The organism is Pantanalinema rosaneae CENA516 (genome assembly GCF_050753385.1).
Classification (GTDB): domain Bacteria; phylum Cyanobacteriota; class Cyanobacteriia; order Leptolyngbyales; family Leptolyngbyaceae; genus Pantanalinema; species Pantanalinema rosaneae.
The window spans coordinates 61705-82280 of the sequence record NZ_JBLZFZ010000024.1; the positions used below are offsets into that span (position 1 = coordinate 61705).

The window sequence follows — 20576 nt, forward strand, 5'->3', positions numbered from 1 at the left end:
TTTGCTAACCTAGCTTAAATACACTCTTGGGAACGGGGAACGTGGATATTCAAATTGGACGGGGCAAAACTGCCCGTAGAGCGTATGGCATCGATGAAATTGCCCTAGCACCGGGACCAAGAACGCTCGATCCCGTGTTGGCAGATACCCGCTGGACGATCGGCGGGATTGAACGTGAAATTCCCATTATCGCTAGCGCGATGGATGGGGTAGTGGACGTTGGTATGGCGGTGCGGTTGTCCCAATTAGGGGCATTGGGTGTATTGAACCTGGAAGGGATTCAGACTCGCTATGCGGATCCCAATCCGATCCTCGATCGTATTGCCTCTGTGGGCAAAGATGAGTTTGTTAGCTTGATGCAGGAGCTTTATGCCGAACCCATCAAGCCGGAATTGATCGAGCAACGCATTCGGGAAATTAAACAACAAGGTGGGATTGCAGCCGTTAGTGCAACTCCGGCGGGCGCATTGAAATATGGTGAAGCTGTTGCTAAAGCGGAAGCGGATCTTTTCTTTGTGCAGGCAACCGTCGTTTCCACGGCTCACCTATCACCGGAATCCATTACCCCGTTAGATCTGGCTAATTTCTGCCAGGAAATGCCGATTCCAGTGGTTCTGGGTAACTGTGTCACCTATGAAGTGACTCTAAACCTGATGAAGGCTGGAGCGGCTGGCATTCTGGTTGGGATTGGACCCGGTGCAGCTTGTACCTCGCGGGGCGTGTTAGGGGTCGGTGTGCCCCAAGCCACTGCGATCGCGGACTGTGCGGCAGCGCGGGATGACTACTATCGGGAAACCGGGAACTATGTGCCGGTGATTGCCGATGGTGGCTTGATTACGGGTGGCGATATTTGTAAATGTATTGCCTGCGGTGCGGATGGGGTGATGATTGGATCGCCCTTTGCCCGAGCCAAGGAAGCTCCCGGACGGGGCTATCACTGGGGTATGGCAACTCCTAGCCCAGTGCTACCGCGCGGCACTCGGATTCGAGTCGGAACCACGGGAACGCTGGAGCAAATTCTCCGGGGACCCGCCCAACTGGATGATGGGACGCATAACCTGCTAGGAGCTTTGCAAACCAGCATGGGCACCCTGGGCGCGAAGAACATTAAAGAGATGCAACAGGTGGAAGTGGTGATTGCACCATCCCTGTTGACGGAAGGCAAAGTGTACCAAAAAGCCCAACAGTTAGGTATGGGTAAGTAAATACAGTGGTTTTTGCCCCCCTAGCCCCCAATTTTTTGGGAGAACACGAGTCAAAGTCCTCCAATGCTGAGGATTTAGGGGGCTGACAGAATTCACCACTGTAGTGCATTCATTGGCAACCGGCTGTCAGTAAGGGGCAGGTTGGATCGGTGGATTGGCTTAACCATGCACTGAGTCGCAAACCTGCCCTCTGGCTCTATTTAACCTTAATTACCGTTGTAAATAACGTAGGATGCCCTGGGCGATCGCGGCAGCGATTTGGTTGCGACCATTAGGATCGGCTAATCGACGGGCATCATCGCGTCCGGTGACAAACCCCACTTCGACTAAAACGGCAGGCATCGAAGAGTATCTCATTACATAAAAATTGGCTTGTTTCACCCCGCGATCGCGCATATCATTCGTTTCTAGAATGCTTTGCTGAATGCTTTTTGCCAAATTCAGACCGGAGCTGTAGTAATAGGTTTCTACGCCATTTACATCGGGGCGATTGGCACCAAAGGCATTAGCGTGGATGCTGACAAATGCTGTGGCATTGGCGCGATTAGCGATATCAACCCGAGGTTTTAATTCCAGGTTGCGCTCATCCTGACGGGTGAGTATGACTCGAACACCCTGCCGTTCTAATAAGGTCGCCACCTGTTTAGAAATCGCTAACACAACATCCGTTTCGCGTAAACCGCCAATTCCTACTGCGCCTGGATCTGGCCCACCATGTCCTGGGTCAATCACCACCAAAAACCGACCATTGGGAACCTGCGGTAGGCTGGGTGTGGGAGTCGGACTGCTAGGAGGTGAGGGTGTTGGTAAGGGAGTTGTTGGTCGCGGTAATGGACTGGTCGTTCCTGTGGGTGGGCGGGTAGGAGGTTGGGGTAGGGGTTCTGTCACCACCACAATACTGCCAGGGGGCACCGAAGCGTTCGGAATCGGGGGAACGGTTGGTGTAGAAGGAAGGGTAGGGACAACTGCAACCCCCGGTGCCGTGGGGACGGCGATCGTTTGAGTGGGTGGCGCAGCACTGGCAAGCTGGGGTGAAAACTGGGGACGGGGCATTTCTACTGTCCATTGCCGTGCGGAGGCGTACTGAAACCTGACCTGGCGCGGGTCGATTGTGTAGCCCGGAGCCAATTCCATCACAATGCGGGTGGTTTGAGGATCAAATTGGGCAACTCGCATGTTGTTGACAATGCCATCGACGGGCATCGCCTGTTTCGGTCCGCCTAACTTCACCCCAGGTAAATCAATCACTAAGCGGGTGGGATTAGAAACGATTTGGGCACGCGGTTGGATGCCTTCATCGGTTGCCAGTTCCAGGCGATTCTGAGTGCGATCGAACCGCCAATATTGCAGATTGGCCGCTTGGGCAGATGAGGACAGCAAAATTGATCCCAGGAGTGCTGGGAGTAACCAGAGCAGTTTCACGGCTATGTACCTTGCTTAAAACTTCAGGAGGGTCAGTTCAATCAACGCCGCCAGGTAGATATAGAGATGTCCATTCCCCTGATCGCTGGACAAATTCAGGAGAGACGCAGGTCTGACTCTCCTAAGCAGATGGGGCAATCAACCGATGAACTGATTGAAATGAGTATGTCGTTGTTCCTTGCATCCTTGTGACTGAACCGGGGGGAGGAGATGTTCCCGGGAAGTGGAATCTCAATCGCTACACTCACAATCCACTCCACTTGCGATCGCTGATCCGGAAAGCTCACCTCGATCGCGGCACAATTTTTTAAGGCGTGGGGCAGGAGACGACCCTGATCGCCCTGGGACATCTAGCGATCGCACAGATTCAAGCCCACAACTTGGAAGACTGAGAAGACTGTATGGGTGACCTGGGATTCGAACCCAGAACCAGCGGATTAAGAGTCCGATGCGCTACCGTTGCGCTAGTCACCCTGGGAAGTATTTTCGATATTACCAAAAATTGTGGCTATTGGCATCAGACTCATCACTCAAATGACCAATATTTGCTGAACTACAAAAAGTCACGCAGTTTTCACAATTAGTGTTTAAGTTGGAGCCATAAGTCCCCGTGAGCAGGTAGAGTTGCCCCCTATTTCTAATCAGCTCTTTGAGTTAGCACCGCTATGACCCTGCAACAAAAACTCCTGACTACCTTTTTGCCGATTGGGCTGCTCCCCTTAGTGATTGCTGGAGGGTTAAGTGGAGTTTTTACCTATCACCGCACTGCCCAGCAGGCAGAAACTCGGTTGCGTAATCTGTCAATTATTACGGCTGAGTTAACCTCTAAGGATCTAGATAATAAAACGACTCTATTGTTATCGATCGCGGCTAATCCGCTGATTTTAGAGGCTGTTCGGACAGGGGCAAAACAAGCAGAGGCGGCTAATTTACCTGAGTTACCAATTCCACACGTAGAAGCAAAATTTAGTCAAAATAAGCGACTACAACCCAACCCCGTCATCGATAACTATTTAAGAGACATAACTCGGGTTGGCAATTTTGCTGAACTATTTTTCACTGATCAGTATGGATTTAACGTGGCGTATAGCCAACCTACCAGTGATTTTGTCCAGCGAGACGAACAGTGGTGGGTGAATGGAAAACAGCTTAAGCGGTGGATTGGTGTACCGGCGTTTGATCAATCTAGCCAGAAAGTCACGATTGAAATTATTCATGCCATTCATGATCCAGCGTCGCATCAGTTCTTGGGTGTGTTGAAGGGAGGATATGATGCCAGCCATTTAAAGTACTTAAAGCAAGAGTTACAAAATTTGCAATTCCACCAGTCTGAGCAAGTACAAATTTTAGCGCTGGAAGATACCTTAACTGCGATCGCGACGATTACCGCTCAGGGAATCAGTACAACTCAAGAAATTCCTGGTAAAGCTGATCTTCCCCAACAAATCCGGCAACTCCAAAGACTGTCTGAACAAACAATTTCACCTATTTATCAAGAGGTGCGCCTGTCTACCTGGACGGATCGCGATCGTCAGTATACCTTAGCGACGATTCCAGGAACCAATTGGGTGGCGGTTACTTCAGTCAAACTGGCTCAAATTCAGGCAGATGCCTATCAGCTTGCCTCGCTATTTGGGCTGTTTTTTCTGGGACTGGGCGTTGCGACGACAGGAGTGATCCTGCGGTTTTCCCGCAAGTTGTCGGCACCGTTAAATGATCTGGCTGATGTGGCGCAACAGGTGACAAAAAAAGCAGATTTTAGTATTCAGGCGAAGGTGGGTGTGCCGGATGATGAAGTGGGGATATTAGCTCGTTCTTTTAATCTGTTACTGCAACGAGTTCAACAACTCCTGCATGAGCAGACGGTAGCCCAACAAAAATTAGCAGTTTATAACCAGACATTAGAACAGAAGGTGCACGAGCGCACCCAAGAATTGGCGGTTTATAACCAAACATTAGAACAAAAAGTGCAGGAGCGAACTCTAGAACTGCATCAGAAAGCTCTAGATCTAGAACAAACATTACAGCAATTACAACAGACCCAATCCCAAATGATCCAGGCTGAAAAAATGTCTAGTCTGGGACAATTAGTGGCTGGGGTAGCGCACGAAATTAATAACCCTGTGAACTTTATTCATGGCAATCTCAGCCATGTGCAGGAGTATGCCGAGGCACTACTGAATTTTATCCAACTTTATCAAACTCACTATCCTACTCCTGCGCCCGAAATTACTGCCGAAGCGATCGCGATTGACCTGGAATTTGTCCAGGCGGATTTACCAAAAACGTTAGATTCTATGCGGCTAGGAACCGATCGCATTCGCCAAATTGTCCTTTCCCTGCGGAATTTCTCGCGGGTGGATGAAGCTGAATTGAAAGTGGTTGATCTGCATGAGGGAATCGATAGTACCCTGTTAATTTTGCAGCATCGATTAAAAGCCCGACCGGAACATCCAGAAATTTTAGTGGTTAAAGACTATGGGGACTTGCCGTTAGTGGAATGTTATCCTGGATCTTTGAATCAAGTATTTATGAATTTATTTGTGAATGCGATCGATGCGCTAGAAGAAAAAAAGCTGCATCAGAGCGATCACGTCCTGCAATCCACTCCCAATTGCATTACAATTCGGACTGCCGTTCTGGCTAATCAGTGGGTAGAAATTGCGATCGCGGATAACGGTATGGGGATGACAGAAACGACTCGAAACCGCTTATTTGAACCCTTTTTTACGACTAAACCTGTGGGGAAAGGTACAGGCATGGGAATGCCGATTAGCTATCAAATCATTACCGAAAAACATCATGGCAAGTTGAACTGTTTTTCCCAAGTTGGGGCAGGAACGGAGTTTGTGATTCAGATTCCGGTTCAGCAGTTCTTACCTCAATCTAATCAACTTCGGCATCAGCTTAACCTTCAGGCATAAGCATGACAAAAAAAGGACACCGATTGGGTGTCCTCTGCATCATTAGCAAGGATACCAAGCTTGCAAAGCTCTAAGACCAAGGCGTTGGACGTTGGTTTAGATTGAGCGTAGATGACGATTGTGTGTGGCTGGTGAGCACTGAACTGACAAAGTTATTGGCTGACTCTAGCAGACCGTTCAACCAGCGACCACTTGCCCCATTAATTTGAGGAATAGATGCCGTTAACCGATCGTCATTACGAATGGTTCCTATCCCGCGACTCGTGTGAATGGCGGCATTAGTGGCGTTATCCAAATTGACGTAGAACACCTCATTCAGTTCAAACGTCCGATCACCGGTGATCGCTACATTCAGAGTTTGTTCGGTTTGACCCGGTTCAAAGGTTAAGCGACCACTACTAGCCGTATAGTCTTGCCCCGCGATCGCGCTCCCATTGGCAGTAGCATAATCAACCGTGACCGTCTGACTGACCGGATCTGAGAGTGAGACGGTAAAGGTCGCATTCCTGGTTCCACGATTGCCTTCTCGTAAGGACACATTCCCGATCTTGAGCATTGCCAGATCATCGTTTTGAATCGTTCCGATCGCCTGTTCGTTCAGAAGGGTGGCATTGGTGGGATTAAGCAAATTAACTAAGAATGTCTCATCTAGCTCGATTGCCTGATCTCCGACAATGGCAATACTCAGCGTTTGGCTGGTTTCGCCTGGGTTAAAGCTGAGAGTACCATTAGCAGATTGATAATCCGCGTCAGCGAGGGCTGTCCCATCTGCCGTGGCATAGTCTACCGTGACGATCTCATTGCTGGCGGTTGACAAGTTAACTGTAAACACCGCATTGGTCGTGCCACTGTTGCCTTCAACCACGCTGACATCCGCGATCGAGAGTTCAGGGAGGATAGGGGTAGTGGCAAAGTCGTCGTTGGTAATGGTGCCAATGCCTTGAGCGGTGGTGATGCTGGCGTTGGTGGGATCGGTCAAATTGACAAAGAAGGTTTCGTCCGCTTCGACCAGATCATCTCCCAGAATCGGCACTCGGATGGTTTGGCTGGTTTCCCCCGGGGCAAAGGTCAAGCTTCCCGTAACGGCGGTGTAGTCGGAACCTGCCAGGGCAGTATCATCTGCCGTAGCATAGTTGACTGTAACGGTTTCTGTGCTGGCTGCCGACAGATTGACCGTAAAAATGGCATCCTGACTGCCCGTGTTCCCTTCTGCGATCGCCACATTGCCAATCTGCAATTCACCCAAGGTTGGGGGAGGAGGGGGAGGTAATGTCCCACCAAACTCAAATGCGCCCACATCGGGTTGACTGTCACGAGTAATGCCCAATCCATCGGTCGGTGGTGCGCCGGCTGTCAAGCCCGTATTAATAGCTGGACTGCCTGCCAGCAAGGGATGAATGTAGGTGTTATTCACCTGTTGCAATGCTCCCAGTTGCGGATCAACCAGGGTGATGCTATCGGTGGCATTGAAATCATTGCCCAAATTAGTGCCCTTCGGCGGCCACTGGATATTGCCACCCCGATCGGTCAATTGCCGACTGGTCTGGAACTGAATGCCGTAGGGATTATTGGCAGTATTGCCAGAGAAAATCGTGTTTTGCACAGTGATCGGCGCATTGGAAGCCAGCACTCCGCCCCCGGTCCAGCCTGCCGTATTGTTGGCGATCGTCGAATTGACGATCGTGGTTGGGGCGTACAATGCCAAACCGCCGCCATAGCCGACACTGGTATCCGTTGCCTGGTTGCCCGAAAAGGTGCTGTTGGTGATCGTGGTGGGAGCATCCATCACCCAGATGCCGCCGCCCTGATTAGTGGCGGTATTGCCGACGAAGGACGTATTTCGGAGAACGAAACCTTGATTGGCTCCGTTACTCATTTGATTCAATCCGCCGCCATTTCCCGGTTCTGTATTGGCAACTCGATTGCCATTGCGATCGACAATGCCTTGTACTGAGTTATTGCGGAATAGACTATCTTCCACAATCACATTGTCTTGATTACCCGTATAGAGATGGGCTGCACCACCGCCGCCTCTCCCTTTGTTATCTTCAAACACACTGTTGGTAATCCGAATGGTGCCGGATGGCTCGTTAACGGAACTGGCACGATCGGTGTATACTGCCCCCCCATAGCCTCGCAGGAAGGGATTTTCAGCACCGTCCGCATAATAGCCAGCCGTGGTGTCGTTGTTGATAAAGCGAGAGTTTTCGATCGTTAGTTTGCCTGCCAAACTATTGATCGCCCCACCGACAATGCCGCGATTATTCGTGAAGTCACTATCCCGCACGACTAATGGGCCGGGTCCCCAAAAGGCGATCGCGCCAGCACCGCGTTCATCATTGCCAGCAACGGCAACATTGGCATCAAAGCGGCTACCTGTTACGGTCAGCGATCCTTCATAGGCACTGAAAATTGCCCCGCCTCCCTTGTCCGCCACGTTATTGCGGAAGGTGACATTCTCGACGGTTAGAATCCCGCGATGGGTGGTACTGATGGCTCCACCGCGATCGCTGGTATAGCCATCCGCTAAGGTGAGGTTTTGCACCGTCAGATTAGTAGCGGCGGCAATCCCGGCATTAAGGTTAAAAATGCGAGAGGTGTTATTGCCACTAATGGTTAAGTTGTCGGCTCCTGCCCCATCAATGATCAGATTCTTGCCCAACCCAATCTCAATTTGTCCACTGGTTAACCGAATGGTTTGATTAGCTAGCGATGGATCAAATTGAATCGTGTCGCCCGATTGGGCATTGGCGATCGCATCCCGCAGTGAACCGGCACCAGAATCATTGGTGTTGGTAACGGTAATAATCATTTGAAATTCCTCCAAAGGTCTTTGGCAGTGTGTCAACCGCTAGCAACGAACGAACTGCCATCGTTGCCACCGGAATCATGAAGCGACTCGCTGCCGAGTCAGACTGGTGGAATGCAACCCTGAATCGTGTGGTTCAACGTCTTGATCGACCTGAGAGAGTATCCGGACTGATCCTCACAGCGATCGAGGCTGGCGAGAATGAGGGAATTGATGATGGGTCATGAGTGATGAGACATGCCAACTAATCTCGATGACTTAAGACACAATGACCAATTGCCTGGGTCAGCCTGAATTCAGTGATTGGAAAGACGCTGATGGTGAAAAATTGGGTAAACCGATTTTGCTTCTCCCTAATAATCAGCCGGTCTGGGGTCAATCAGCCACCGCAGACAGGACATTACAGCTGACTAACGCTGGATTGGATGGGGATCAATAGGGGATAGCCGATCGCGGGATTAATGATGGCTGACGAGTGAGCGCTGCTTGAAACTGGTTTGCAAGGCTCGCAACTGTTGCCAGAATCCATGTTTGGTTGGTGCTGGAGGTTTGATCATGGCGCTAAATACGGCTCCACCACCCTGTTTTGCCACGTTATTGGCAAACTTGATGTTTTCGATCTGTAATGCCCCTCGGTAACTGGTGTAAATTGCCGCTCCGCGATCGGGAGTATAGCCATTTGCCAACCGCAAATTCTTGATAGTCAAGCTCATGGCAACGGCAACGCCGACCTGCAAGTAAAAAATCCGGTGGGCTTGATTGCCGCTGATGGTTAAATTAGGGGCATCAATGCCATCAATTACCAGACTTTTACCTAAGGGAATCTCCAATTGTCCACTCGTCAGGGTAATCGTTTGATGGGCTAAATAGGGGGCAAATCGGATGGTGTCCCCCGGTTGAGCCGTTGCGATCGCATCCCGCAAAGAACCTGCACCACTGTCATTCACATTGACGACAGTGAGAGTTTGACTCAAGCGAGGTTGGGCAAATGTCGGGTAGGAGTGGGACATACGTTTCCTCCGAAACATGCTGATACGAATAGCAGCGACGTTCTGCAAGTAAAGTTAAAATGCAGCTCGGATCGGTGCGTTTTGTTGTGATCATCGTCACAATTGATGAATGGCTAACCCAGTCTATGGGAATCCGGGAGTGGATTAGCTCACCTGATGTGAAAACCGTTGTCTATAGATTTGGTTGGCTCACAAGGGGGTATTAGCAGTAGATTACGCTATCACACCTCAGGCTTTAAACGTTCTCAATATGGAGATTCTCCTCTGACCAATTGCTGATGATCGGTTTCAAATCAATCGCTGAGTCATAACAACTGGGAAACAAGTTTAAGCCTGTGGTTATCAGTCAATCAATTGTTGAACATCCACAAATACACCACTTGGAACACACGGTAGAAGCCTTCAGTCATTGGTAGAAGCCCTGAACTGCTTCATGATTTCTTTACTGTGGTCACAGTGTACTAGGTAAAGAATTCAAATTTCCTGCGTGAAATTGCCAGTTTTTCGTCTGTCCACCACGCATTAAGCACAAAATAAACCGCTGAGATAGTGAGGTGCTGGGTTCGGAAATCATTGGGCTATTGATTACCACTTCTGTAATCGGGTGGGAGCAACTGGTTTTGTTTCAAATAACTATAACTTCAGATTAATTTCTAGGATGAAAGTAGAAAGCTTTATCCTCTGTCTAGGATTAGAGTGCCAGTTTGCTGGCTGTCTATACAAATCAAAAATTTTTCTATTGATATTATGAAAACTCATTAATTATCAACGGTCTGTTTTTCTCATATCCTCAAGAAAGAGCCAAACCTGTACAGAAGAGGCAGTATGAAAATTCTACTTGTGGAAGATGATGAGCCAACTGGACAGGTACTCGTGGGAGCATTAACCACCGATCGCTATGCGGTGAACTTGGCAACCGATGGGCAAACAGGTCTGGACATGGCACAAGCCTATGAATATGACTTAATTCTGCTGGATGTGGGTCTACCCCGGCTTGATGGCATTAGTGTCTGTCGGCAATTGCGATCGAGCGGCTATCAAAATCCCATCCTGCTGATGACGGCAAAGGATTCTAAAACAGCGACGATCGCAGGGTTGGATGCGGGCGCTGATGACTATGTGATGAAGCCCTGCGATATTCCAGAACTGCTAGCTCGGATTCGGGCATTATTACGACGGCGGAGCAAAACCTTTACCACCGCCCTGACCTGGGGTGACTTGCAGCTAAATTCCGAGACGGGCGAAGTACGGTATCAGGACACCCTAATTACTCTGACACCGAAAGAATTTGGACTGCTGGAACTATTTATGCAGTATCCCCAACGGATTTTTAGCCGCAGTACCATTCTGGATCGTCTGTGGGATATGGATGATTCCCCTGCCGAAAGTGCTGTGACGACTCACATTAAGGATCTGCGGCAACGTTTGAAAGCGGCTGGTATGCCGATCGATCCGATCGACACGGTTTATGGCTTAGGCTATCGGCTCAAGGCTCCGCCGAAACCAGAAATTGTAGAACCGGCTTCAGACCAGTCATCTGCCCCGATCGATGCTAAAGAACGGAAAAAGCAACAGGGATTAGCCCACCTGCAACAGTTATTGGAACGGCATCGGGGCTCGTTCAGCACCCAGGTAGCTATTCTGGAACAAGCCCAGGCTGCCTTAGCGGCGGGTGGGATGGATAGCGAATTGCGTCAGCAGGCAACCCGCGAAGCGCATAAATTAGCTGGATCACTGGGAATTTTTGGCATGCCAGGGGGGTCTACGGTGGCACACGCTATTGAGGAACTGCTGACGGGCGATCGCCCCTTGGAACAATCGGCAGCCCGCCAACTTACCCAACTGGTACAGGCTCTACAGCAAGAAATTGCCAAACCTCCTCAACCACTCGTTGTGGAGCCAGTGGTCTCTACCTCGACCCCCTTAGTGTTGCTGGTAGATGATGATCGTACCCTGACGACCGGAATTCAAGCGGCGGCGGCTCATTGGAACCTGGCGATTCAGATTGCGCCCACTTTACAGATGGCTCGACAGGTGATCGCCAGCCAGTTACCGGATGTTGTGGTCTTAGATTTAACCTTTCCCGATAGCACTGAAGATGGACTGACCCTGTTAGCCGAACTCAGCCACGAGCATCCGCAGTTGCCTGTCCTGGTGTTTACGGCGCGGGATAATTTTAGCGATCGGCTGCGGGTATCTCGCCTGGGCGGACGGGGATTTTTGCATAAACCCATTCCCATTGACCAACTATTGCAAACCATTACTCAATCATTAATCCAACGGCAACCGGCGGATGCCAAAGTTATGGTAGTTGATGATGATCCCGCCATTCTGGATATGCTGGCAACTCTACTTCAGCCCTGGGGACTCCAGGTGATTCCAGTCCAGGATTCCCAGGAGTTTTGGCAGGTTTTAACGGGAACCATGCCGGATCTATTAGTGCTGGATGTTGAAATGCCAGTCTTGAACGGGTTAGAACTCTGTCAGGTGGTGCGCCAAGATCCGCGCTGGGGAGACTTGCCAATTCTGGTCTTTACAAGTCATACAGATATAGCCACAATTCAGCAGGTATTTGCCGTAGGTGCGGATGATTTTGTGGGCAAGCCGGTAATCGGTCCAGAATTGGTGACACGGATTCTGAGCCGGATTGAACGAGTTCACTGGCAGCGCAAGTTAACTACTGCTCAACGTCAGTCGAGGAATCTGTAAGCATGGTCTGGAAGGATTGGACACTGCAACGCAAATTGGTATCCGGTGGGTTCGGATTAGCACTATTACTGCTGGCAAGTGTGGGAGCAGCCGCCTACTTTAGTATTGCTAAGTTAACCGATGACCAACAGTTGGTTGAGCATACCTATCGGGTTCTGGATACTATCTATGCGACTGCCGATGGGATGAAAGATGTGGAACGGGGGCGGCGAGGTTATTTGCTGACCCGAGATGCCAGTTATCTCACCCTGTGTGAACAAGGGCAGCAGCAGGCAGTCACCACGCTACGATCGTTGCGGCAACTCACCCGTGACAATCCCAGTCAGCAACAGCGAATTACGCAACTAGAACCGTTGATTACTCAGAAGCTCAGGATTGTGCAGCGATCGATCGTTGATCTGAAGCAGGTGGCTATGGATCAAGCGCTCCAATTGCAATTGACCGAGCAAGGGAGCCAACTTCAGCAAACGATCCAACGTTTGTTGTTAGAAATCAGCCAAGTTGAGCGCGTCTTGCTAGAACAACGGTTACAAGATACTCGGAGTAGCGTTCAGGCGGCTAAGGCGATCGTCCTGCTGGGCTCATTGTTAGGATTGGCGTTGTTATTGGGCGTTTATAGTTTACTCCGACGGGAAATCTCGCGCCGCATTCAGGCAGAAGCTACGCTCCAGCAAATTAACGATGAACTGGAACATCGGGTTAGTCAACGCACTGCCGATCTGACCCAGGCAAATGACTGGTTAAACGCTGAGATTGCTGAACGAGAGCAGGCGCAAGCCCAGTTACAGCAGGCAAAGGCAGAGTTAGAACAGCGAGTGCAGGAACGGACTCAAGAACTGTTACAAACGAATCAACAACTGCAAACCAGTGAAACCAAATTTCGTTCCCTTGCCGAAACGATCGAAGAAGTATTTTGGATTTCCGATCCCCAGGCGCGGCAGTTGGTCTATGTTAGTCCAGCTTATTCCAGTATTTGGGGACGCAGCATTACAGCGTTGTACGAGAATTTTCAGGAGTGGATGCAGGCAATTCATCCCGACGATCGCGAGCGGGTAGAGCAGTCATTTGCTCAGGGAGCCGCCCAGGGGGAATATGACGAAGAGTACCGGGTGCTGCGACCAGATGGCTCGGTCTACTGGATTCACGATCGGGGGTTTCCGGTGTCCTCCGAGGGCAATCAACTTCATTGGGTGGCGGGAATTGCCGAAGATATTACCAGTCGGAAACAGGCAGAAGCCGCATTACGGGACAGTGAAGAACGTTTTCGCAGTGCTTTTGACAATGCGCCGATCGGGATTGCCTTAGTCGGATTAACGGGAAAATGGCTGAAAGTGAATCCGGCTCTCTGTGACATTCTGGGGTATACCGAAGCGGAACTGCTGACTAAAACCTTTCAAGACATCACGCACCCGGATGATCTGGATATTGATCTCAGCTATATGGATCAGTTGTTAGCGGGTGAAATTCGCTCCTATACGCTGAAGAAACGGTATGTCGATCGCTGGGGGCACATCATCTGGATTTTGCTGGATGCCTCACTAATTCGGGATGCCCAAGGAGAACCGAAATACTTCCTTTCGCAAATTCAGGACATTACGGAACGACAGGCGATCGAACAGATGAAAAATGAATTCATCTCGGTGGTCAGTCATGAGTTACGGACTCCCCTGACTTCGATTCGCGGGTCGTTGGGCTTGTTGGCAGCCGGAGTCTACGACAATAAGCCGGAAAAAGCGCGGCGTATGATTGAAATCGCCCTGACGGACAGCGAACGGCTGTGTCGATTAGTCAACGATATTCTCGATCTGGAGCGATTAGAGTCGGGCAGAATTACCCTGGTGAAGGAATCCTGTGATCTGGAAACCTTACTTCAGCGATCAGCAGAGGCGATGCAAGCGAGTGCCGATGTGGCTCAGGTGACACTGAATGTTCTACCGATCGCGGCAGACACGCAGGTTTGGGTTGCTGCCGATGCCATTATTCAAACCCTGACGAATTTGCTGAGTAACGCCATTAAATTCTCTCCCCCCAATAGCACAATTACGATCGGCACAGAACCCTATCCGGACTGGGTGACGGTATCCGTCCATGATCAGGGGCGCGGAATTCCCTCGGATAAGCTAGAGTCGATCTTTGGGCGGTTTCAACAGGTAGAAGCGGCAGATGCCGGACAAAAAGGGGGAACTGGCTTGGGGCTGGCAATCTGTAAAACCATTATTCAACAGCATGGTGGACGTATTTGGGTCGATAGTGAAGTGGGAAGCGGGAGTACCTTTTATTTCACCCTGCCCCGCCGCGAACTGCCGTCGTTGAAACCTGTTACTTGAAGTCCATTTCGATCGATTTATCACACACCCATGACTACTGCATCCGATCGGCTACACGATTTTGACCCCAACGCGATCGCCTTAGATAATGGCAATCTTTTGGGACTCCCGTTTGACTATGATTCTGCTAACACGATCGTCTTTGGTGTGCCCTGGGAGGTCACGGTATCCTACGGGGCTGGGACGGCAGATGCGCCGCAAGTGGTTCTGGATGCCTCACGTCAACTGGATATTTTTGATCTGGATCATCCCGATGGCTGGAAGCAAGGAATTTTCATGGCAGAAATTCCCAGCCAAATGCGGCAACAAAGTGAAACCTTACGGCAAGCGGCAACCCGGTTGATGGCTTATTTAGAACAGGGCGATCGCATTGAGGACAATCCTGAACTGCTGCAAGTGCGGGACACGATCAATCGAGCCTGCCAGACTGTGAATCAGTGGTTATTTGACCAGGCGCAAACGGCGATGAATCAAGGGAAACAGGTGGCAGTTATTGGTGGCGATCACAGTGTCCCGTTGGGCTACCTGCAAGCTCTGGCAACCCGTTATCCCGACTTTGGGATTTTACATATTGATGCCCATGCCGATCTGCGCGATGCCTACGAAGGGTTTGAGTTTTCCCATGCCTCGATCATGTTCAATGCCTTGAAACTACCGCAGATTAGCAAGCTAGTACAGGTGGGCATCCGTGATCTCTGTCACGACGAGGTGGATCTGATTCAGCGATCGCAGGGTCGCATTTCGGCATACTACGACTCGGTGTTGAAACAAAAACAATATGCGGGACTGTCCTGGTTAGATCTCTGTCGGCAAATGGTGGTAGAACTGCCCCAACAGGTCTACATCAGTTTTGACGTAGATGGACTCGATCCGAAACTTTGTCCCACCACAGGGACTCCTGTTCCTGGCGGTCTGGAGTTAGAACAAACCTTCTGCCTGTTCCGAGAATTAATTCAGAGCGGGCGGCAAATCATCGGCTTCGATGTCTGTGAAGTGGGCAATAGTGAGTGGGATGGGAATGTCGGGGCGCGAGTCGTCTATAAGTTATGTAATTTGATGAGCTTAAGTCGATCGCATCGGTAGTCTGGCTTGTCTGATGGGATGGGGAGATGGGGAAGGTGGGGAGGATGAGGAAGAGTTGCGATCGGGCTTAACCGCCTGTTCTTACTTAGGAATAGGAATTCAATCACCTGTAAAAAGTTGGCAACTTCTTTTGCCCTCATCCCCAACCCTTCTCCCCCAGGCGAAGGGAGCCAGATAGCTAATTCCCTCTCCCCAGGGCTACGGAGTACACACAAGTGATCAAATCTAGCCAAAGCACTAACGAACCGCCCCCCGACCCCCTTTCTATGATGCCGTCAGGCTATATTCTGGGGGAGCCGAACCATTCAAAGTCCCCCAGAATTGGGGGATTTAGGGGGCTAAAAGTCTCAAACGGAGTCCAGATTGACTTATGTATACACGGTAGCTCCCCAGGGAGAGGGCTAGGAGGAGGGTAAAATTTGCCACTAAAAAAATTACGATCTTTAAGATCTATTATTCGTAGCGCACTAATGTCATGGAAACAGAAATTATCGTTATTGGTAGTGGCATTGGTGGCTTAAGTTGTGCTGCCTTGCTGGCTCGGTATGGATATCCGGTGATTGTGTGTGAAAGTCATGCGATTCCGGGTGGGGCAGCCCATGCCTTTGAACGAGATGGGTTTACGTTCGACTCGGGTCCCTCGTTGTATTCCGGTATGTCCGATTCGCCATCACCGAATCCCTTACGGCAGGCGTTAGACGCGATCGGGGAAGATGTCACCTGGGCGAACTACGATACCTGGGGCTGTTGTTTACCGGAAGGCACGTTTGATACGGCGGTGGGAGCCGATCAATTCTGTGAGGTGTTGCAGCGCTTGCGGGGCGATCGAGCGGTGGCAGAATGGCGACAACTCCAACGGGTGATGGAACCCTATGCCCAAGCCGCGATCGCCTTACCTCCTGTCGCTCTCCGGTATGACCTGGGGACAATTTTCACCACCGGACGCTTTGTTCCGAATGTGTTGCGTTATCTGCCTCAAGTAGCGCAGCTATCAGGAACCTTCGGGAAAATTATGGATTCAGTTATCCGCGATCCGTTCATTCGCAACTGGCTGAATCTCCTCTGCTTCCTGTTATCTGGGCTACCCGCCGATCGCACCAATGCTGCCGAAGTTGCCTTTATGTTTGCCGATTGGTATCGCCCGAATGTGGTGCTGGATTACCCGATCGGGGGCAGTGGCGCGTTAGTGGATGCCTTTGTCAGAGGGTTACAGCGGCATGGGGGACAAATCCTCCTGAATGCTCACGTTGAGCAGATTCTCGTCGATGGTAATCGAGCGATCGGGGTGCAGTTGCGGGGCGGCAAACAGATTCGTGCCAGTCGGGCGGTGATTTCCAGTGCTTCCATTTGGGATACGCTCAAATTTCTCCCTGATGGAGCGTTGCCGCGATCGTTTCAGTCGGAGCGCCAAGCGACCCCTGCCTGTGACAGTTTCATGCATTTGCATCTGGGCATTGATGGGACGGGGATTCCCTCAGATCTGGCGTGTCATCACATTGTCGTAAACGATTGGCAGGCAGGGATTACCGCGCCCCAGAATGTGATTGCAGTTTCGATTCCATCGCTGCTTGATCCCTCCCAGGCTCCCCCCGGCAAACACACGATCCATGTGTATACGCCTGCGAATGAACCCTATGCCCTGTGGGAAGGACTCGATCGCCGCAGTGAAGCGTATCTCGAACAGAAAAAATTGCGCTCAGAAGTGATGTGGCAAGCCTTGGAACGGATTATTCCGGATATTCGCTCTCGCTGTGAAGTGACACTGGTCGGCACTCCCCTCACCCATGAGCGCTTTCTCCGCCGACATCGTGGCTCCTATGGACCTGCCATTCCGGCAACCCAGGGATTGTTTCCCAATTCCCGCACTCCCCTGCCGGGACTCTGGTGCTGTGGCGACTCGACCTTTCCCGGCATCGGCTTACCTGCCGTAGCTGCCAGTGGCATGATTACTGCCAATACCCTCTCACCCGTTCACAAACATCTGGAAATGCTCCGCGAAGTCGGTTGTCTACCCTAAGGAATGAGAATGGAATAACTTGAACAACTTCAATCTTTTACCTGTACGGGCGTGGCATTTGGCAAAGGCTTCTGGGGCGATCGCAAAGACTTTTTACCAAATGCTACGCCCCTACGCCAAATTGCTGTGGCTCATTCGGATGCCGATCGCGTTCTCTGCTTCCGCTTCCCTGCTTTGGTCGGTGGTTTAGTGGGATGCTTCGGTTTCAACGATCGCTGAGCTAGAGCCTGTTGAATATGCTGCATCCCCACTTTGGTTCCAGTCGCTTCGGCAGCAGCAAAAATGGCGGCTTCACGGGCGATCGCTTGGATTATCCCCCCTGTCACAGGGAATTGTTCAGCTAACCATTGCCAGTCAATTCCCTTCTCTAACGGCAGTTGGGTAGGAAAGGCTTGCTGCCAGAGTTGTAATCGACTCTCCCGATCCGGCAGCGGAAACGTCAAGACCTGATCCATCTGCTGTCGCCAACTCGATTTCACGCTCTGGAGATGTTCAGTTGTGAGTAGCGTTATCCCGCGATCGCCCTGTCGCTGCTGCCAGAACTGCTGGAGTTGGCTGGGGGATAGGGGCGAATGCCGTCCGAACCAGATATGAGCCGACTTCAGTAATAGAACGGTGGGGGCAGGAATGGCGATGTCACGTAGGAGTTGGGGGTAGGCGATCGGGTCAACTAACGCTAAATCAACCGCAACTACCGAGGTTTGCAGCCTATGGGCGATCGCGTGAGCCGCTGTAGTCTTACCCGTTCCGGCTGCTCCGACCATTAACACCAGCGTTCCTAAGTGGGAATCCCCTGAACTAGCTTGAAAGCCCCACTCCTGATCTACCTGGGTTGCCAGTTGGACACGATCGCACAGGTGCTGGAGGTGAGTGCGTAACGCCGGAGGCAGAATTAAGGTTTGCCAGGGGTCGCCCAGTTGGGAAATATTGACGGGAGGGGGAGGCGTCCAGACGGGTAAGGGTAGATCCAGGGGACGATCGTCCTCATACTCCAGCATGGCGCTAGTTTCATCCGGTGGTCTCAGGAGCGCTTCTAACTGATTGGCATCCGGTTGGTCTGCTAACAGATAGTTGACTAAGGCATCAGATAACTTGACAGGACGGGCTAAAAACGGTTCTAGCTGAAAGGTTTGCACCTCAATCAGGTCATATTTCACCAAAGCAGAGTCTACGGTAAGACAATGACGGGCAGTGCGCCATTCGGCATCATTGCGGCACAGAATCCGCAAAATTAAATCCACCGTGGGCAACCCCGTTGCGGCGAACTGCTCCGATTCTTGCAGGTAGTTATAAATTCGCCCATAGCGCCGACTGACTTCTGGAGCCAATGCCATTAACAGGAGATTTTTCTCAAATACCGATAGCTCCAAGCGCTGACAGAGGGAGGGTATCCCCAGTCTAATTCCCCGTTGCTGACTCACCTGGATCTTGGCATCCAGTTGTTGCTGATAGCTGGCTTTGCTGGGGGTAACTTTCCGCCGCCCATCTGCCGGAGAGTCGTAGGATGGTTCTCCGTCTAAATTCAGCAGTCCCTTCCACCAATGACTGGTGACGTAATCGGCTTTCGATCGTGACACTCGCTCAACTTCTTTCACCTCTTTTCGTTGTCGGGCGACTGCCATAGCCAACACCCGATCGAGCCAGTTCAATTCAGCCCGTAAGTAGCTCCAATTATCGAGAAACGGTTCGATCGAGGACTCGGTTGGCATGGAGGGGAGGAAGGTAGGGAGATGGAAAGATGAGGAGGTGGGGAAGGTGGGGAGAGGTGAGGGGAATCCGGATCAGGAACGGTTGACCTGACCCAGGAGGCGGATAAATTCCAGGGGTAAGCCATCGGGATCGGCAATAAAGGCAACTTCGTAAACTCGATCGCCGATCATTTGTTGTTCTGGTTCCAATAAGACCTTGAGTGGCTGGTAGCGATCGGGATGGGTTTGTACCTGGTGAGCAAATTGGTGTTTGAGTGTGGTGAGCCAGGTCGGGAGATCGCTGGCAGTTTCAGTCAGATCAAACGATAGGTGATAGTAGCCCACGTAATGTTCATCCCCAAAGGGATCGGGGGCTGGGTGAGGTTCTGGGATCTGAATCAGTTCAATCCGTCCATTCAGACCTTCCATCCAACATGCCAGGGTGTACCCCGTAGTAAACCGCTCGTTGACGACAAAGCCCAATTGTTCGTAGAACGCGATCGCACGATGAATATCAGCAGTCCGAATAGAGGCGTGATGCATGAACTGGCAAAGGTAGCTTACCTGTATTATTGCAAGGATTATCGGCGATCGGCTTGCCGGGGCTAGACTTACCCCCCGTAAACAAAAACACCCCACGGCGATAAACCGTGAAGTGTTGCGGTAAAAACTGCTTGGTGAAGCATCTATCGAATGACCAATTCTCCAGGCTAATCAAGCGCACTAGAGAATAGTAATCGTTCCCTGCCAGAAGGGAATTAGTAAAGGGCTTCCTCTTGGTGAGTTAGGATGGTGCAGTCGGAGGTGGGATAAGCCACACAGGTCAGCACATAGCCAGCTTCGATTTGATCATCATCCAGGAAAGATTGATCGGATTGATCAACCGTACCAGCGCTGATTTTGCCAGCACAGGTGGAGCAAGCACCAGCGCGGCAGGAATAGGGTAGGTCAATGCCTTGCTCTTCAGCCGCGTCGAGAATGTACTCGTCATCGGGAACTTCGATCGTGGTATTCAGCCCTTCGGCTTCGTTGATTAAGGTGACCTTGTAAGTTGCCATGCAGTGATCCTCTCTTCTCTATAGTTGGAAACAGCACTTAAAAACTCATCAAGAAGCAGAATCTGTAGCGCTTTCAGCGAAAGCCTACCGGATTCATCAGCTTCACTTTTGATACTACGAGAAAAACATCCTTTTCGGACTGTAAATCCCGATTGGGACGAATGGGATTCGTAATGAATACTGTCGATTTAATCTGCTTATCTTATATAACACCCATTAACCCCAGGTTAATGATCGACTCAAATCCTTGCTATAACTGCAATACAGCCTCTAAATGAGGTGGAATAACTCGACCATAGATTTATCTAATAGTTCTAATCAAAC

Annotated in this window: 13 protein-coding genes and 1 tRNA gene; 7 read left to right on the forward strand and 7 right to left on the reverse strand. The window is 50.8% G+C overall.

The features are described 5' to 3' along the window. Window positions 1-41 precede the first annotated feature (41 nt). Window positions 42-1205: a GuaB3 family IMP dehydrogenase-related protein gene (locus ACN4EK_RS15455; RefSeq protein WP_431658892.1), complete on the forward strand. Its 1164-nt coding sequence runs from the start codon at window positions 42-44 to the stop codon at window positions 1203-1205. Between the two features lie 210 nt (window positions 1206-1415). Here the strand turns inward: ACN4EK_RS15455 and ACN4EK_RS15460 are convergent, their stop codons facing one another. Next, window positions 1416-2627 (reverse strand): N-acetylmuramoyl-L-alanine amidase, encoded by a 1212-nt coding sequence (locus tag ACN4EK_RS15460; RefSeq protein ID WP_431658893.1) that lies wholly within the window; start codon window positions 2625-2627, stop codon window positions 1416-1418. 188 nt (window positions 2628-2815) lie between these two features. On the opposite strand from ACN4EK_RS15460, the gene ACN4EK_RS15465 reads away from it, so the two are divergent. Then, entirely contained in the window at window positions 2816-2938 is a 123-nt protein-coding gene (locus ACN4EK_RS15465; protein WP_431658894.1) for a hypothetical protein, read from the forward strand. Between the two features lie 91 nt (window positions 2939-3029). On the opposite strand, the gene ACN4EK_RS15470 is transcribed toward ACN4EK_RS15465, so the two are convergent. Then, window positions 3030-3101 (reverse strand) — tRNA-Lys (locus tag ACN4EK_RS15470). 191 nt (window positions 3102-3292) lie between these two features. Here ACN4EK_RS15470 and ACN4EK_RS15475 point away from each other — a divergent pair. Then, the gene (locus ACN4EK_RS15475; RefSeq protein ID WP_431658896.1) at window positions 3293-5551 is read left to right on the forward strand and encodes a sensor histidine kinase; all 2259 of its coding nucleotides are present in this window, start codon (window positions 3293-3295) and stop codon (window positions 5549-5551) included. A 70-nt stretch (window positions 5552-5621) separates the two neighbouring features. Here ACN4EK_RS15475 and ACN4EK_RS15480 read toward each other — a convergent pair whose 3' ends face one another. Both ACN4EK_RS15480 and ACN4EK_RS15485 read right to left on the reverse strand, forming a co-directional pair. Beyond that, complete coding sequence (locus tag ACN4EK_RS15480; protein ID WP_431658897.1) at window positions 5622-8363, reverse strand: Calx-beta domain-containing protein; 2742 nt, start codon at window positions 8361-8363, stop codon at window positions 5622-5624. 455 nt (window positions 8364-8818) lie between these two features. Next, window positions 8819-9370, reverse strand: coding sequence for a right-handed parallel beta-helix repeat-containing protein (locus tag ACN4EK_RS15485; RefSeq protein ID WP_431658898.1), 552 nt, complete (start codon window positions 9368-9370; stop codon window positions 8819-8821). A gap of 825 nt (window positions 9371-10195) precedes the next feature. Between ACN4EK_RS15485 and ACN4EK_RS15490 the strand changes: the two genes are divergently transcribed. The 4 genes from ACN4EK_RS15490 to ACN4EK_RS15505 all read left to right on the forward strand — a co-directional run bounded on the left by ACN4EK_RS15490 (window position 10196) and on the right by ACN4EK_RS15505 (window position 17506). Next, on the forward strand, window positions 10196-12079 hold the full coding sequence (locus ACN4EK_RS15490) for a response regulator (RefSeq protein WP_431658899.1): 1884 nt from the start codon (window positions 10196-10198) through the stop codon (window positions 12077-12079). A 2-nt stretch (window positions 12080-12081) separates the two neighbouring features. Then, window positions 12082-14406, forward strand: coding sequence for a PAS domain S-box protein (locus ACN4EK_RS15495; protein ID WP_431658900.1), 2325 nt, complete (start codon window positions 12082-12084; stop codon window positions 14404-14406). 30 nt (window positions 14407-14436) lie between these two features. After that, window positions 14437-15489: an agmatinase family protein gene (locus ACN4EK_RS15500; RefSeq protein WP_431658901.1), complete on the forward strand. Its 1053-nt coding sequence runs from the start codon at window positions 14437-14439 to the stop codon at window positions 15487-15489. 475 nt (window positions 15490-15964) lie between these two features. Next, window positions 15965-17506: a phytoene desaturase family protein gene (locus ACN4EK_RS15505; RefSeq protein WP_431658902.1), complete on the forward strand. Its 1542-nt coding sequence runs from the start codon at window positions 15965-15967 to the stop codon at window positions 17504-17506. A 131-nt stretch (window positions 17507-17637) separates the two neighbouring features. Here ACN4EK_RS15505 and ACN4EK_RS15510 read toward each other — a convergent pair whose 3' ends face one another. The 3 genes from ACN4EK_RS15510 to ACN4EK_RS15520 all read right to left on the reverse strand — a co-directional run bounded on the left by ACN4EK_RS15510 (window position 17638) and on the right by ACN4EK_RS15520 (window position 20252). Beyond that, a complete protein-coding gene (locus tag ACN4EK_RS15510) occupies window positions 17638-19215 on the reverse strand; it encodes an AAA family ATPase (RefSeq protein ID WP_431658903.1) in 1578 nt (525 codons plus the stop codon). Window positions 19216-19287: 72 nt separating this feature from the next. Beyond that, complete coding sequence (locus ACN4EK_RS15515) at window positions 19288-19737, reverse strand: VOC family protein (RefSeq protein ID WP_431658904.1); 450 nt, start codon at window positions 19735-19737, stop codon at window positions 19288-19290. 215 nt (window positions 19738-19952) lie between these two features. Then, window positions 19953-20252 (reverse strand): ferredoxin, encoded by a 300-nt coding sequence (locus ACN4EK_RS15520; protein ID WP_431658905.1) that lies wholly within the window; start codon window positions 20250-20252, stop codon window positions 19953-19955. Window positions 20253-20576: the final 324 nt, after the last annotated feature.